The organism is Mesorhizobium sp. C264A, from assembly GCF_040324515.1.
Classification (GTDB): Bacteria; Pseudomonadota; Alphaproteobacteria; order Rhizobiales; family Rhizobiaceae; genus Mesorhizobium.
This window is the reverse complement of record NZ_JAMYVY010000002.1, coordinates 17,503-31,007: the sequence shown is the minus strand read 5'-3', so window position 1 is coordinate 31,007 and position 13,505 is coordinate 17,503. Positions and strand designations below refer to the sequence as shown.

The 13,505-nt window shown below is 59.7% G+C and carries 13 protein-coding genes and 3 pseudogenes; 5 read left to right on the top strand and 11 right to left on the bottom strand.

Annotated elements, in window-relative coordinates; genetic code table 11:
* Nucleotides 1-476 precede the first annotated feature (476 nt).
* From NKL04_RS19285 to NKL04_RS19275, 3 genes and pseudogenes are all read right to left on the bottom strand, one after another.
* Nucleotides 477-1,021, bottom strand: a pseudogene (locus NKL04_RS19285) (thiamine phosphate synthase); the annotation flags it as partial.
* 21 nt (nucleotides 1,022-1,042) lie between these two features.
* Nucleotides 1,043-1,302 (bottom strand): annotated as a pseudogene (locus NKL04_RS19280) (thiazole synthase); the annotation flags it as partial.
* An 18-nt stretch (nucleotides 1,303-1,320) separates the two neighbouring features.
* Nucleotides 1,321-2,463: a porin gene (locus NKL04_RS19275; protein ID WP_023702982.1), complete on the bottom strand. Its 1,143-nt coding sequence runs from the start codon at nucleotides 2,461-2,463 to the stop codon at nucleotides 1,321-1,323.
* 434 nt (nucleotides 2,464-2,897) lie between these two features.
* Here NKL04_RS19275 and NKL04_RS19270 point away from each other — a divergent pair, with 434 nt between their 5' ends.
* Entirely contained in the window at nucleotides 2,898-3,293 is a 396-nt protein-coding gene (locus NKL04_RS19270; RefSeq protein WP_156936069.1) for a hypothetical protein, read from the top strand.
* 20 nt (nucleotides 3,294-3,313) lie between these two features.
* On the opposite strand, the gene NKL04_RS19265 is transcribed toward NKL04_RS19270, so the two are convergent.
* On the bottom strand, nucleotides 3,314-3,589 hold the full coding sequence (locus NKL04_RS19265) for a hypothetical protein (RefSeq protein ID WP_023702983.1): 276 nt from the start codon (nucleotides 3,587-3,589) through the stop codon (nucleotides 3,314-3,316).
* A gap of 100 nt (nucleotides 3,590-3,689) precedes the next feature.
* On the opposite strand from NKL04_RS19265, the gene NKL04_RS19260 reads away from it, so the two are divergent.
* The 3 genes from NKL04_RS19260 to NKL04_RS19250 all read left to right on the top strand — a co-directional run bounded on the left by NKL04_RS19260 (nucleotide 3,690) and on the right by NKL04_RS19250 (nucleotide 6,523).
* Entirely contained in the window at nucleotides 3,690-3,911 is a 222-nt protein-coding gene (locus tag NKL04_RS19260; RefSeq protein WP_348529225.1) for a type IV toxin-antitoxin system AbiEi family antitoxin domain-containing protein, read from the top strand.
* Nucleotides 3,912-4,396: 485 nt separating this feature from the next.
* Entirely contained in the window at nucleotides 4,397-5,179 is a 783-nt protein-coding gene (locus NKL04_RS19255) for a hypothetical protein (RefSeq protein ID WP_023702984.1), read from the top strand.
* A 501-nt stretch (nucleotides 5,180-5,680) separates the two neighbouring features.
* Nucleotides 5,681-6,523: an N-acetylmuramoyl-L-alanine amidase gene (locus NKL04_RS19250; RefSeq protein WP_023702986.1), complete on the top strand. Its 843-nt coding sequence runs from the start codon at nucleotides 5,681-5,683 to the stop codon at nucleotides 6,521-6,523.
* 568 nt (nucleotides 6,524-7,091) lie between these two features.
* On the opposite strand, the pseudogene NKL04_RS19245 reads toward NKL04_RS19250, so the two are convergent.
* The 7 genes and pseudogenes from NKL04_RS19245 to NKL04_RS19215 form a co-directional block, all read right to left on the bottom strand.
* Nucleotides 7,092-7,998: pseudogene (locus tag NKL04_RS19245) on the bottom strand (IS256 family transposase); the annotation flags it as partial.
* A 165-nt stretch (nucleotides 7,999-8,163) separates the two neighbouring features.
* Nucleotides 8,164-8,778 (bottom strand): hypothetical protein, encoded by a 615-nt coding sequence (locus NKL04_RS19240; protein ID WP_156933855.1) that lies wholly within the window; start codon nucleotides 8,776-8,778, stop codon nucleotides 8,164-8,166.
* Between the two features lie 271 nt (nucleotides 8,779-9,049).
* On the bottom strand, nucleotides 9,050-9,274 hold the full coding sequence (locus tag NKL04_RS19235; protein WP_023703296.1) for a hypothetical protein: 225 nt from the start codon (nucleotides 9,272-9,274) through the stop codon (nucleotides 9,050-9,052).
* Between the two features lie 50 nt (nucleotides 9,275-9,324).
* On the bottom strand, nucleotides 9,325-10,041 hold the full coding sequence (locus NKL04_RS19230) for a hypothetical protein (RefSeq protein WP_156951539.1): 717 nt from the start codon (nucleotides 10,039-10,041) through the stop codon (nucleotides 9,325-9,327).
* A gap of 393 nt (nucleotides 10,042-10,434) precedes the next feature.
* Nucleotides 10,435-10,713, bottom strand: coding sequence for a hypothetical protein (locus tag NKL04_RS19225; protein ID WP_023703294.1), 279 nt, complete (start codon nucleotides 10,711-10,713; stop codon nucleotides 10,435-10,437).
* A 41-nt stretch (nucleotides 10,714-10,754) separates the two neighbouring features.
* Nucleotides 10,755-11,213 carry a hypothetical protein gene (locus NKL04_RS19220; RefSeq protein ID WP_156933853.1) on the bottom strand — a complete coding sequence of 153 codons (459 nt, stop codon included), beginning with the start codon at nucleotides 11,211-11,213 and terminating at the stop codon, nucleotides 10,755-10,757.
* Nucleotides 11,210-11,713 carry a hypothetical protein gene (locus tag NKL04_RS19215; RefSeq protein ID WP_156951538.1) on the bottom strand — a complete coding sequence of 168 codons (504 nt, stop codon included), beginning with the start codon at nucleotides 11,711-11,713 and terminating at the stop codon, nucleotides 11,210-11,212. The genes NKL04_RS19220 and NKL04_RS19215 overlap by 4 nt, the downstream gene beginning before the upstream one ends.
* Before the next feature lie 353 nt (nucleotides 11,714-12,066).
* On the opposite strand from NKL04_RS19215, the gene hemN reads away from it, so the two are divergent.
* Nucleotides 12,067-13,497, top strand: coding sequence for an oxygen-independent coproporphyrinogen III oxidase (hemN, locus tag NKL04_RS19210; RefSeq protein ID WP_023756575.1), 1,431 nt, complete (start codon nucleotides 12,067-12,069; stop codon nucleotides 13,495-13,497).
* Nucleotides 13,498-13,505 lie beyond the last annotated feature (8 nt).

Below are 13,505 nucleotides of genomic sequence, written 5' to 3'. Positions count from 1 at the left end.
CCGGCCTCATTCACCGGTAGCACTGAGCCGGCAAGAAGCGCCAGTTCAATGACATTGGGTGTCGACACGGCAAAGCGGCATCAGATGCTACTTCATGATGCGGGATGGCGCTTGCTTCAAGAACGCTCGGCCTGACGTGGAAGCCAGCACCGGATCTGGATTGCCGGTGCGCGGATATTCGCGCAGCACAGCGGCAACCGCAGCGACGATCGATCTCAGCCGTTGCGAGCATGCCGATCTTGGTGGCGGCCACTCTGTTAGGCTGAAGCGTAGCGCGCATCTGATCCGCCACCGGACGGGGTTGCGTAACTTGGATTTCCAGGCGTGTTCATGGGTTTGCACCGTCAGCGCGCTGACAGCAAGGCAGGTGCGCACGCCACTGGAAGCGATCGTCTGGATCTCGCGGGCAATTCCAGCCCCCACCGTGGTGTCTGACCCGACAGCAACGAGCACATGCGGTTCTCGCCTCGGCGCCATTGCTCTGGTCTTTCGATCCATTCTCGCGTGCGCGCTTCTGGGGCGTCGTTCAGCGCAAAGTCGGTGACCACGGCTGCGCTTTCCGCGCCAGCCTCAAAAAACGCCTTCGAGACGGTCAGGTTGAGGCCGCCGATGCAGACCAATGGGATCGGCGCGACCTGGTGCTTCCACCGCTGATCCGCTCGAGTCCTCGCGACGCCCATTCATCTTCTTGAGGCTGTTGGATAGACTGGGGCGAGCGCCACATACTCCGGTTCCGCCACTGGCGCCGTTTCCAGTTCGGTGTGATCGTGGATCGACAGGCCGAGCTTCAATCCGACGTATTTCATCGCCAGCATCGGCGGCAGCCAAATCCTTTTGACCAAGATGGACGAAGTCGCAGCCTTCCTCGATTGCCGTGCGCCAAATGTCGTTGACTCACTTGGCAACCATGGACCGCGCAGGCGTCGTTCGCGCGGCGGATTTCCGTCTGCAGTCCTTTCTCGTCCATATCCTTTATCCGGAGCTGCACCAGACGGACGCCGAGCGGCACCAGCCGGTCAATCCAGCCGGCACGTCCACGACTTCATGAGAAGACGGCCCTGCCGATCGTCGGTGGGTAGCGCCGTTCGAGCATTCCCGAGCTGAAAGCTTCACGACCGGCATCGATCGCTTTGCCGAACGCACGCGCCATGCCGACCGGATCGGCCGCCCTCGGGACCGCCGTGTTCAGGAGCACGGCGTCAAACCCGAGCTCTATGACGGTCGCCGCGTACGACGGCCGAGCCGTGCATGCACAATCAACGGAATGTAGGGGGAATGTCCGCGCATCAACTGGACCTCGGAACTCAACGCTTCATCGCATTAGAATGAGCGTTCGAAACGCAGGATACCGCCGACACTGCTCTTCTTGTTGGCATTGGTCCAGTTCACTTCGGAAGCTTTCACCTTTCCGACGGCGGAGCCTCCGTAGCGGTCATAGTCGAGTTCAGCCGTAACTGTGAAATCGGGAAGGAACGCATAGGCGACGTTCGCAGCGACACCATAGTTGTTGAGCTGATCACCCGAGAGCTGAAGGTTGAACGAAGCTGACTCGGTGAGCTCGTAACCGGCGCCAGCCCAGAAAGCCCAGTTCCCACCCCAAGGTTTATAGAAACCGCGACCATGAGCGTCTACCGAATTCGTCGAGCCGTAGTTGAGCTGGCCATGGGAACCGTAGCCCAACATTCCGGATAGCAATAGTTCGTTGGTGACATTGATGTCGACACGGACCTTGGCGGCCACCGATTCGTAGTTGCTATCATAAGCTGCAACGCCGGTGATCGCTCCCCAGCCATGTGCGTATTTCAAGCCGCCTACTATGTGGGGAGCGTAGCTGTCGATTGTGCCGACCACGTCCGAGCCTTGTTCCAGCGAAACCACGGCCGAAAAGCCGTTCCCTGCGTCCAAGTAGTACTGAACCACATTGGTATCGAAAGCGCCGTACGGAGCCGGCGTCTGGTTCAGTACATCACCCGCGCAGCCAATAAACATGTCGAAAGCCGACCGGTCCTTACCAACTCGCAGGCCACCAAGCTGAATCCAGGCGATAGTCAGGCCGCTGCCTCCGTTCAAGGCATAGGACCGAGAACTGTCCGAAACCGATGTCTGGTGGCTGCCGAAGTTCACGCGGGTTTCGGTGTAGGTCTTCAACGTCCCGCGCTCGGTCTCCTGGCCGGTCCAGGTTCTCAATGTGAAGCGTGTGTTGTTTTGCCACGCGCTCTGATGCTCACCAGTCCTCACATCCGAGGTTCTTGAGTGGTCAAACAATCCGACGTTGTAACGGACAGAGCCGCCGATTCGCACGCAGGTCTCGGTGCCTGAAATGTAGACGTAGCCCGAGCCGTAGACGTCGCAGATCTTGACGTACTCAGTCGGGTCAGGCTCGGCGGCGGTGCTGACGGCGCGAGCGTTGGAAACGGCAATCAGTGCCGCAGTTGAGCCGAGGAGGAGGCTCCTAGTGGTCATTGTCGATCTCCGCTTTAATAATAAAGTGATGGACGCGAGTGATTCTGTGAACAGCTTTGAAACGTGCGCAGTTTTGCTGCGCCGTCAGCTAAGCCCTGAAGGAAATCCTAGAATGTACTCTGGTGATTGTTGTCCAATATTTGGTTTTAGCTGCCGATAACATAATTTTCGCCGAAATGGAGGTATGCAAAATTTCGTACAATCATCACAGTCAACTCAGCTGGTAGAGGTAGGCGTCACAAAGGGTCCTGCATTCGACCGCAAATGACGTGCCAGCCTGACGACCAGCTGCGGCTTGAAGCTCAATTGTGCGGGCGGACCTTGGTTCGCACTTCCTTGTTTTTGCCTTGCGGATCCACCCAAGCACGAACGGAAAACGTTCGGCTACAGTTCGACTGTTCGCTTCGCGACAGTTTCGTTCAATGGGGACAGCATTGTTTGTGGTGAGCCCGACGTTGAGGCATCATGCGGCGGCACCGCTCGGCACGACGCCGTCATGTTGGCGAGCTGATGCTCGACAACTACGCGCTGCAGCTTTGCACCAAACAGCGCTCGGCAATAAGTCTCGACCAGCGCTCAAAGTCCCGATAGGTCCGGCCGTTAGGATGGAGTGCGCAGGCCACCCCTTCACGCTGGAATTCTTCGAATGTGATGGCGATACGCTTTATCGCGTGAAGATCATCTGTTCGCGGATTGTCGAGCAGAAGACCGAAGTTCGGGGTCGTTACAAGCGCGATTCCAAGTTCCTTTGTCCCCCTAATGATGGCGGTGCGCTGCTCGCCAAGGGTCCACCACGGTTCAATCCGATGATCGTGATTGACGCCGGTTAGAACAATGTCAGCGGTGGCGTCTATGTTGTATGTGCGACAGAGGTTTCGCGCGTTTCGAAGTGAAGCTTCCCGTGTTTGAAATCGATGAGATCGGGCAAGCGCCAGGCGAACACTTTGCCAGCGAGCGGCGTCGTTCGACTGCTTCCATGGTAGATGAGCGGCACGATATCCGCGCTCAATTGGGCAGAACAAACGGCCGTGCGTGGAATGTCCTCAAATCCGAAGCCGCCAACCTCGCGCATCTGCTGCACAAAGAGCTGCGGCTTATGCCGCCGCCAATGCTCACGATTGGCCAAATCTTTGGAAGTTGGCTCTCCGGGATCGATGAATCTGAGAAATACGAATTCGCCATAGCGCTACTCCGGGACGCGGCACTGCCGCATCAAATGCGAAAACGTGATCGGGACCGCGCGGAAGCGCTACACCTCGCAGGGGCGTCCACCATCGCTCCGGAATCGCGCCGTTGCTCTGGCGCAAGAACGCGGCGAGGTACGGACTCGCGATCTCACCGACGTCGGCATCCCACGGTGCTACCTCTCCCGGATGTGCGAGGAAGGGCTGCTCGTGAAGGTCGGCTATGGGCGGTATCGAGCCGCTGCCTACGTTGAAGCGAACTGAGCTGGCTAGGCGAGTGACTTCAGGATGACCCCGGAAGTATTATCAAAGAGATCGTTGCGGAAAATTCAGATTGGCATGTGCTCAAACGTGATCCAGAATTTCCGTTGAGCAAAGTTGGTAGTGAAAGCGCGTGACCTCGTCGGCGTGTGGCAGAAGGCGATTTCAGCTGTGATTGACAAGACCGCGCCTGCTGGTCGCTGAACGGTCAGCGACAAGAGGCCTGGCACACTAGCACACGTGAGTTCAGGGCTCATGAAAGGGTAATGCTCAACAATCCTGCTCAATGAACGTCGTAATGAATGACGAGCTTGTTCTGAGTATTTAACAGGTGAGCGATTTCAGGGGCGTGAATTCGGTTCATTCAGGTTGTAAGGTCCAAAAAGGTTGCAACTTACTACCGACACCGTCCCGTCATCGCGCAATTGCAATTCGATCTAACCGGCTTATTCTGAGCTGTCGGGGAAATGTTACAGCGGAGGGAAACCGTGAACGATTTGCTGAACAAACCGGCTACGCCCAGGTCAAGACATTTCAATCTGAAACTGGCTGTCGCAGCCGTGTCTATCACTTACGCGCTTTTCGGCGTCTACGGCAAATCCTTCGGCGATGCATTCTTCGGCATCATTCTGGCGCTCATAGCCTTCCTCGACGAGTATGGATTTGACACGAACCGTTATGTCGATGCGGCGCGGCAAAAGTTGCAAAGGTTCTATCGGCAAGGTGATAAGATCGCGCGGGTTCTCGTCTTCACTATCGGAGTCGGTGGAACCGCTCTGATCGTGGACTGGATATTCAATCTCAACGTCATCCCGATCGATGCGGTCGATCCATGGATAAAGCGTCTGGCGCCGGCGCTGGTCATTGCCGCGACAACGCTTTTTCTCGTGACTTTCTTTTCCAAGTTTTTCTATCAGCTCAACGTCACCGTCGCGGATCGAATATCGAACCGGATTGAGATCACGCTCTACCTGGCCACATCGCTCTTTATTGTTTCGAACATCGTCTTCTGGATCGGGATTAATGTCGAAAACGCGCTTCCCTCCTCCTCCACCGATCTGAACAGGTATGATCCAGGGCAATGGGCAGATATTTCTCCGTGGTGGCAGAATTTGCTTCTGTCCCTTGTCCTAATCTCCCTGGTTTGGCTGACCGCCAGCTTCATTTGGGCCTTCTCGCGCTACGCGGAATATTATTGGCGCGACGTACCGCTGAACTGCAAGCCCAAGAGGGCTCAGAACCAGGACGGCAGAAGTACGAAATCCAAGTAACAGCCGCAGGTTGGCGGCAGCGATTGATCATGTTCGACCGGAATCGCCGGTGTTAGATAGGAGTGGCTTCTTCGATGTAAAAATGAGCGAACTTCTTGTGGTTGCGTGGAGCCTGAGGTCGGTAAGGTCCGAACCCGGCGCACTGCGGGACGTCGCTGAACTCAAAGCGTGCGTTGACGGTGGGATGGACTACAGCCTCCGGATTGATCTCTCGGAGTTTGGCCTTGTAGCCTAGTTTGGCGGTCAACCATGAGAGCCACGTAGGGGTCCGGCAAACAAAGGCCTGTGATCTTGAGCCGAAGCCAGGGCTTGTTGGCTCACTTGGCTTCGCCCAGTTCCAGCCTCAGCTTGTGCAGGAAGGTTTCGAGAGTGCCCTCGTCTTTCGGCCAATCCGTTGGCATAGACGGTCTTTAAGGCGGAGTCCTTGTAACGGACCGTGCGGCTACGAGCCGGCCTCGGCTACTATGCTAGTATCGGGGATTTATTTGCTAGGAGTGGGACATGGGCATTAACGATATTTCGACAGATCCATTGGCTGACCTCGAGGACGCTTGTGACCTTATGGATGGCAGTTGCGCCGGGCGCACTCACTTCATCCTCCACCAGACCGTGGACGGAAAGCTCACCTACGACACAGTGAAGCCTTGGATTGGGAAAAAGCGTAACAAGTCGCACGCGGTAATTCTCAAAACGGGAGAGGTGGTCCATTTGTGGCCATTCCAAGAGACGAACGTGTGGGCGACGAAGGCAGAGTCCGGCTTGAAGCCAAAGAACGGAAAGCTGCCTAAGTTCGACCTTAAGGGCAAGGCAATTAACATTGAAATAGACTACGAGGAGGGGGGCTCTCCGAACTCGGCGCAGTACACGAGCCTAGCGGCTTGTTATATTGGCGCTTGCCGTACGGTCGATCGAGTTCTCACGATCGTGCCACATATAGAAATCGATCGCGGGATTCCGGACGGCCACAGTGACCCGCAGAACTTCAATTACACGGGATTCTACGAGCGATTGAACGATCTGGGCGTGGACATGGATCGGGTTCCTCGGTTCGACCATGACCGATATTGGGCAAAGGAGTCGTACAAGGTCCCGTACGCGGATGATTGGTTTTCATGGCCACCGGTGCTGACCGGCGACCCGCATGCCAAACCCAAGGGGGTCGAGCGAGTGGCGAGCCCGCACGGCGATCAGCGCGAGTGGGCAGGGATGCTGTCGAAAGATGCCAGCTTTCACCTCGTTTCAACTGGCGCGATTGGGGTCAAAGAGTTCGATCGCCTTATTCGAAGACTTGAGCAGGAGAGGGAGATTCTTGCCGAGGAAACCGAGGAGCGGGATGAAAACTGAGACGACCACGCGCCACGATCTTCCAAACGTTGATCATTACTGGGGCAGCGGCATTCTGAGGCGAGCCAGTGCTCGAGAAGGGTTCGCCGTTCTGCGCGGGCAATCGGGTGTATTTTGGGAATGGGCACGAATGGCGGGCGGGAGCTAGCATCTTGTGAGTCATCTAGGAATTGCTGAAACTCCGAGCGCAAAGATGCCACAGGTGGGCTGCTGATAGCTACGCCTGAAGGAGCGCACTTCAGACAGTCGCTTATCGATGTATGAAGTTAGGTCCTTGATATAAACGCCTTTGGCACTCTTCTGGCTTCTTTCCTGCTCTGGCTAGCGGAAGCTCAATTTTTCCAGCGCTCACTGTACGAAAAAATTGGTGAGCGTCTGTTGTTCGGCAGCCATCGGCAAGCGCTCAGAGGCGCCGAAGGCGCGTTCGTCATGTTGCTCCCATCTGGGCGCCGTCGCCCGATTGCAAAGGAGCAAAGGGCGTGATCGCAAGCTAGTCGAGGCGCTCGGCAAGGCAGCTCCGCCGGTTGTGTGCGTCAAGTTTTGCAAAATGGGGCGGCCATGATGCTGGTCATGCGGCTTGGCGCAGAGCGAGCTTCTTGTGCTCGCGCAGCTCGTCCATGTTGATGTATCGGTTGGCCTCCATCCAGTTTTCATTGGTCTCGACGGCCAAGGCCCTGACCAGGCGCAGGCAGCTTTCGGTATTGGGGAAGATGCGCACGACATAGGTGCGCCGGCGGATTTCCTCGTTGAGCCGCTCCAGCATGTTGGTGGATTTAAGATGCTTGTGGTGCTGTCTCGGCAGCCTGAAGAAGGTCAGGGTTTGTTCGATGGCATCCTCGGCCCAGCCTGTCAGGCGCGGATAGCGTGCCGACCATTTGGCAAGCCATGCGGCAAGATCAGCCCTGGCCTCTGCGAGATCGCGCCGGTCGTAGAGCCAGCGCAATTCCTGCAGGCAGTCGTCGCCGTGCTTCCTCGGCAGATGATCGAGCGCGTTCCTGAGGAAGTGCACGTAGCAGCGTTGCCGGGCGGCTTCGGGGATCACCTCGCCGATCGCTACCACCAGGCCGGCGTGATCGTCGGACACAACCAACTCGACGCCCTTGAGGCCGCGCGCCTTGAGGCCGACGAGGAAGTCCCTCCAGGCCGAGCGGCTCTCGCGATTGGCCATCTCCACGGCCAGGATCTGGCGCCTTCCGTCCCAGTCGATACCGACCGCGATCAGCACCGCCTGGCTCATGACAACACCGGCTTCACGCACCTTCTCGTAGCGCGCATCGAGGATGAGGTAAGGAAACGGCTCTTGAAGGGGGCGCATGGCAAAGGCAGCGAGGCTCTCGTCCAGCCGCTTGTTGATGGCCGAGATCGACGAGGCCGAGAAGGCATGGCCGCACAGTTCTTCCGTGATCGCCTTCATCTTGCGGGTCGACACGCCCTGCACATACCTCCGCCAGCGTCGCCACCAATGCCCGCTGCGCCGCGAGGAGGGCAGGGCGCTGAACAGCCGCGCTTCGAAGGCGAGGCCGCGTTCGAGTCGCATCGAGCACCCTAGTGCGATGGCATCAGCAAAAATCAAGATCGCTCGGCTGCGCCTCTCGTTGCGTTTCATGATTGGAATCGCACTGGCCACGTGCAACTCACCATTAGCTCGCCGGCGGCGTTGGTCCAATTGATACGCACCGCATGATGGCCGAGGGCACGTCAGTGTGCGTGAAGCCCTTGAGAAGTGGCGCGAAGTCACGCCTTGGCATAGTCGGGTCGGACGGCATGGGCGCCAAATGTACGCGCGGGATCTCCTCGATGCGCTCCTCAATCTGATCGTTCAGCTCGGCCCTTGCGTAGCGCGGATGAAGGTCCGCTCGCAGTTGGATCACCATGCCAGAGACCGCGTACTGCCCCAGTCGAACACGATCGGGGTTCCACAGAGGAAGCCGCCCGAAACCCGATGCGGTGAATTGGGCGTCAACCGCTGTCCCAACCTGATCGCCGTAGTCGAGGGGAGTAGTCATATCTTTCTTGAGGAACTCGCCAAGCGTCAGCTTCGCAGCCAATTGAACTGCCTCGGCTGGCAAGCCCAGTCCCTCGCTGTCGCGCAAATCAAGGAGCATCGGCTCGCGCCCATGACTGCTCCAGCTGGAGAATTCCCCGATCATCTGGAACAGCGGGTTGATGTCGGGCAGCTTGTCGTCGTTGACGTCCGCCTTGTTGCGCTCGATCCGGACCCGCACGCGCGCGTAGCGCCAGGGTTCGTCCAGCACAACCACCCTCAGCACAAGCGATCCTGCGGCTTTGGATCGGCATCGAGATCCATGATTTCGGCGGCCAGCACCGCGCCAATCCCTTGCGGCCATTGATTCTCGAGCCGCTGCGCGGCATCCGATTTGCTGGGGCGTGAAGCCGGCCACGACAGTCGTGCTGTTACCCTTCTGCGATGCTCGCTTGCCGGAGTCCACGACCGGCGGCGCCGGGACCAGGAGCCCATCGTCGGCAGTCGTTGGGGCCAGCCAGTCGCGGAGCTGCTTCTCAAGGTTAGCACGCGAGATCTTGGCGGGCTTCGGGATCACGCCGCTTGGTTTGCGACCCGCAGACGCTGGTATGCGAACAGTCGCCGAGTTCACCCTCGACGGCGTATGTCTTTGGCGCGACGGCATCCTCGTCCACGAACGGGCTGTCGCCAATCTCGACCTCGATGCGGATGCGGTCATTGTGGAATGGGCCTTCGGAGCCCGAGGACTCCTCGTCACCCTCCAGCACGAAATAGTGCTCGGAGGCATAGCTCTCGAGATGCCACCAGCCGGGCGCGGCTAGCCCATTGCTGTCGGCTGGATCAGCCCTGTCAGGGTTGGATTGCGGCGCTTCGCTCTTAGCCCTGTGCCGCCCGAGCCGAAGGCCACCATCTTCTTATCATCGAGACGACCTTTCAGGAGGTCGGCCAGCTGATCGTTCAGGGGCCGCATGGGCGTTGTCAGATTCACCGGCAGCGGCGCGCGAGGCGGTCCGCTGTCGGCGCTGGGCTTCTGCTTCACTGGCGTCGCGGGCCGACGTCGCGAGGGCAGCAGGTAGAAGCGCCGGGTGTTCGGGGCGACCGGTTCGGTCCAGTTCGGGTTCCAATGCACGACATCGGCTTCGATCTGGCGGGCCGGGGCGAGGCCATCGTCGAAGCGATTATGCTGCTCGATGACGTCCTCGCCGCTGCGCGCTTGGGCATCGCCGCGCTGGCGCAGTTTCGCGCCGCCCGACCCAAGCACAACGCCAGGTCCGCCGCGTGTCCACAGCGGCCGCGGCGGGTCAAAAACGCTCCCATCGATCTCGAACTCGTCATCATATCGGGCGTCGTCGAGTATATCGACAACGTAACGCCCCGCCACAGCGTTGTGGAACAGAGGAAAGAGGAAACGGTCGACATCAAAGCGCGACGGGTCGCTAGCGGTCTCGCCTGGCGCGGGTGCGGGATGGATCTGCTTACGCAATTGCAAGGAGTAGAGCCGTTGGGTACAGGAATCGGGTTCGAAGATCGCCACTCCGAAGCCCTTGGTCGTGGCGAAGAGCCCCGGGGTATGATGAGCAGGCTCTTCAGCGTCATCGAAAGATGGCCGGCCAGCTCTGCCGAAAGGTCCTTGACGTGTTCGAACAGCGCGTCGGTACCCGAAGCTGGGTCGTCATTGTGCACATAGGTCACCAGCGCGGCCATGCGTGCGGCCACGTCGGGCAGGAGAGCCCGCACGGTGTTGCGCAGGCCAAAGGCGTCGGCGGGCGAGTCGGAGCGGCGAGCGCAGCGCGGGCGCGGCCCGGATCGCACGCAGCCAGTCGAGGCGTTCGCGCAGTGAGGTCTTCATGCTGGCCGAGACATATTTGCCCAGCTCTGTGGCCGCCCCGTCATGCAGATCGGCAAAGGTGTCGCCTTGCAGTTCCGGTTAGATGGCGACCTCGTTCTTGTCGACTGCAAGGCCAAATCCAGGCGTGGCCTGCGGCCGCATTGGGTCGGCAATGCCCGCCGGCACCACCGCATCGCTCGGGCGCTCCAGGCGAAGGCCGAGGCGCAGCACGTCGCTGCCGTCAGTGACAGGGCTTGCGGAGCCCAGTCCGCTCCATCCAGCCGGGCACGGTATCGTGATCGTCAGCCAGTCGTCTTTCACGCCAGAGGCGAAGACCTTGACGGCGGCTTGGAACTTGTCGAGCGGCTGGCGCAGCAAGTCCCGAAGGATCTTGAATTCATTAGGCGAATCAGACGCTTTTAGCGCGCGCTTGTGTGTTCCAACCTTTGCCACGTTTGCGGTGAGGGCGCCGCTCTGCGACGGCACGCCCCCGCGCGGGCATCGGCCTCATAGGCCCAGCGCTGCAACACCAGTTCGGCGCTGCCGCGGTCCACGGCCAGAATCAGGTCCGCCAGCGGCTCATAAATGGAGCGGAGCGCGGTTGGCCTTGCCTCGCCATTGTCAGCCGGCGCCAGAGCCTTCTTGAGGTATTGCCGCAAGAAACCAAGTTCGAAGTGCGCAGGCGAGAGATAGAACCGCCAGCCCATCAGCGGCAGTTCGCTGCCATGGTCGTCCCGCAGCGCAGCTGTGGCAGGGGTTTGGATATCGGTTGCAAGCGGCAACATCACCGTCGGGGCCGTCAACGGGTAGCGCTGCGTGTATTGATGTTGCAGGTATCCGTCGAGCGTCCAAGCCAATTGCGGGGTCAGGTAATTCATGAAGCGCAGCGTTTCGCTCGCCAGCCGCTCCGTCTCGGCGTCGCGCTCCTCGCCGCGGGCGTCCTGTGTGAAGAATGCGACAGGAAATAGCCAAAGAACCGCCCGCTCGGAGGAGGCGCTGCGACCAGCCAAGGCGCCGTGGCGGGCAGGTGGCCCGCGGAAGGCATCGGCACCGCCGCATCGGGATAGGTGAGGAAGGTCACGACACGTCCGGAACGGCTCAGTTTGGGCGCGCGGGCGATGACTTCGGGATCGTCGCTCGCCGGCGCAAGCTTCAGCTGGTTGAAGTCACTCAGCTGTGCGAGCACGGGCCGGTTTGCAGGTGCATTATACGGGGAGGGCGTGTAGGCGACTTCAAAGCGGTCGAGCACGCGATCGGTCGAGGCGCTCCATCGGCTGGTAAACGCGCCTTTCAAGATGCAGATCGGGGCTCGTTCCGCGCCACCGGTTTTGAGGGGCGCCAGTCCCCCCAGGATCCGATTGAAGAGCGGATCCGTCACGCTTGCCACCGGCAACACCAAATCGACGCTGGCGCCCTGGTCAAGGAGGTCCTTGCCCCCCGGCGTCGGCGCGAAGAGCCGCTTGAGGGCCCGGAGCCGGCCGGACGCTCGCAGCGTCGACGCATCCGGCGAGCCGACGAGATTGGCGTAGTTGGTCGATTCCCAGTCATCGGCGTCCGGGGCCTCGTAAACGTCGTTCAGGGTGCCGTAGCGCGAAGTGATGGGCAGCGGCGCCTGTGGCCCATTGCTAAAAAAGATCTAGATTCGAGCCCAACGGAACGGACTGACATAGCGCAAGGACCCAGGCGGGCGCGGTGGGTAGGGTTGGTTGTTATCAGTATGGGATTGTGCCTTTGCAGACCACGAAATTTCGAGAGGCCCGGCTGCCTTGGTACACTATCTATCCGGCTGTGTCGGAGTTCTCCGGGGCGGTCGGCGCCGAGGCTTATGAGGCATGGCTCAGGAACCTGCCGGCTGAGGATCCGGTGTCACTCTATCTGCACGTTCCGTTCTGCCGATCAGCCTGCTGGTATTGCGGCTTCCCAACCACCATCACCCGCCATGATGCGCCCATCCTCAACTATCTGGCGGCGCTGCGTGACGAGATCCGTCTGGTTTGTGAGCGAGTGCCGAAGACGCTGCCCGTGAGCGACATACATTTCGGCGGCGGAACGCCGTCTCTCATCGGACCAGCCGAGTTCCTCGCTCTGATGGAGTTCCTGCGATGCCGCTTCGCCATCTCGAAAACAGCTACGGTCGCCATCGAGATCGATCCACGCACGCTCACGCCCGAGATGGCGGAAGGCTTGGGAGCGGCCGGCGTGAACCGCGCGAGCCTGGGCGTACAGAGCTTCGATCCCATTGTTCAAAAAGCGATCAACCGAATCCAGAGCGAGGCCCAGACGTCGGCTGCCGTGGAAATGCTGCGCCGGCATGGAGTAAACCGGATCAACTTCGACCTCATCTACGGCCTGCCGCGTCAAACGGTGGAGTCGTGCGTCGAGACGGCGAGGGCGGCGGTCGCCATGCGCCCCGACCGGCTTGCCTTGTTCGGCTACTCGCATATCCCATCCCAAATAAAGAACCAGCGCCTCATCGAGGCGGAATTTCTTCCCCACAGCGCTGCCCGCGCTGAACAGCATGCGGCTGCCGCCGTGACGCTGGTTGCCGCCGGCTACCGAGAGATCGGGCTCGACCATTTCGCCTTGCCGCACGACGAGCTCGTGCTGGCACAGGAAACAGGTCGCCTGCGACGTAACTCGTTGGGCTACTCTGCCGATACCTGCAGAACCCTGATCGGTTTCGGCGCGTCGGCTATCGGCCGCTTTGGCCAGGGGTACGTTCAAAACGAAGTTACACGGGATTTCTACATCCGGCACATCGCAGCTGGCCGACTGGCGACATCGAAGGGCCATCGCCTCACAGACGACGACCGCCTGCGAGCCGCAATCATCGAGCGATTAATGTGCGATTTCGAGGCTGACGTGCCGGCAATCTGTGTCGCCCACGGATCTGATTTGATCCGTCTTCGCGGTTCAGATGAGCGTTTGGCGATGCTGGCCAAGGTCGGAATAGTGGACTTCGAAAACGGTTTTGTCCGCGTACGGCGGGAGCATCGCTTTGGGATTCGCGCTGTCGCTGCCGCATTCGATGCTTTTAGGGATGGCCTTCCGTATCCCGCAGGTGAGGGCAAGCACACAACACGGAAGCTAACACAGGGAGTATCTTTGCCGGAGAGAACGAGCTGCCATCGTGCGGTGCCCGTTAGTAGTGAAGCGCCCTAAAATGTCGA

What these genes read in the sequence shown, in the direction of transcription:
- NKL04_RS19275 (WP_023702982.1), bottom strand. Translation starts at nt 2,463, where the DNA reads ATGACCACTAGGAGCCTCCTCCTCGGCTCAACTGCGGCACTGATTGCC.
- NKL04_RS19250 (WP_023702986.1), top strand. Translation starts at nt 5,681, where the DNA reads ATGGGCATTAACGATATTTCGACAGATCCATTGGCTGACCTCGAGGAC.
- NKL04_RS19220 (WP_156933853.1), bottom strand. Translation starts at nt 11,213, where the DNA reads ATGAATTACCTGACCCCGCAATTGGCTTGGACGCTCGACGGATACCTG.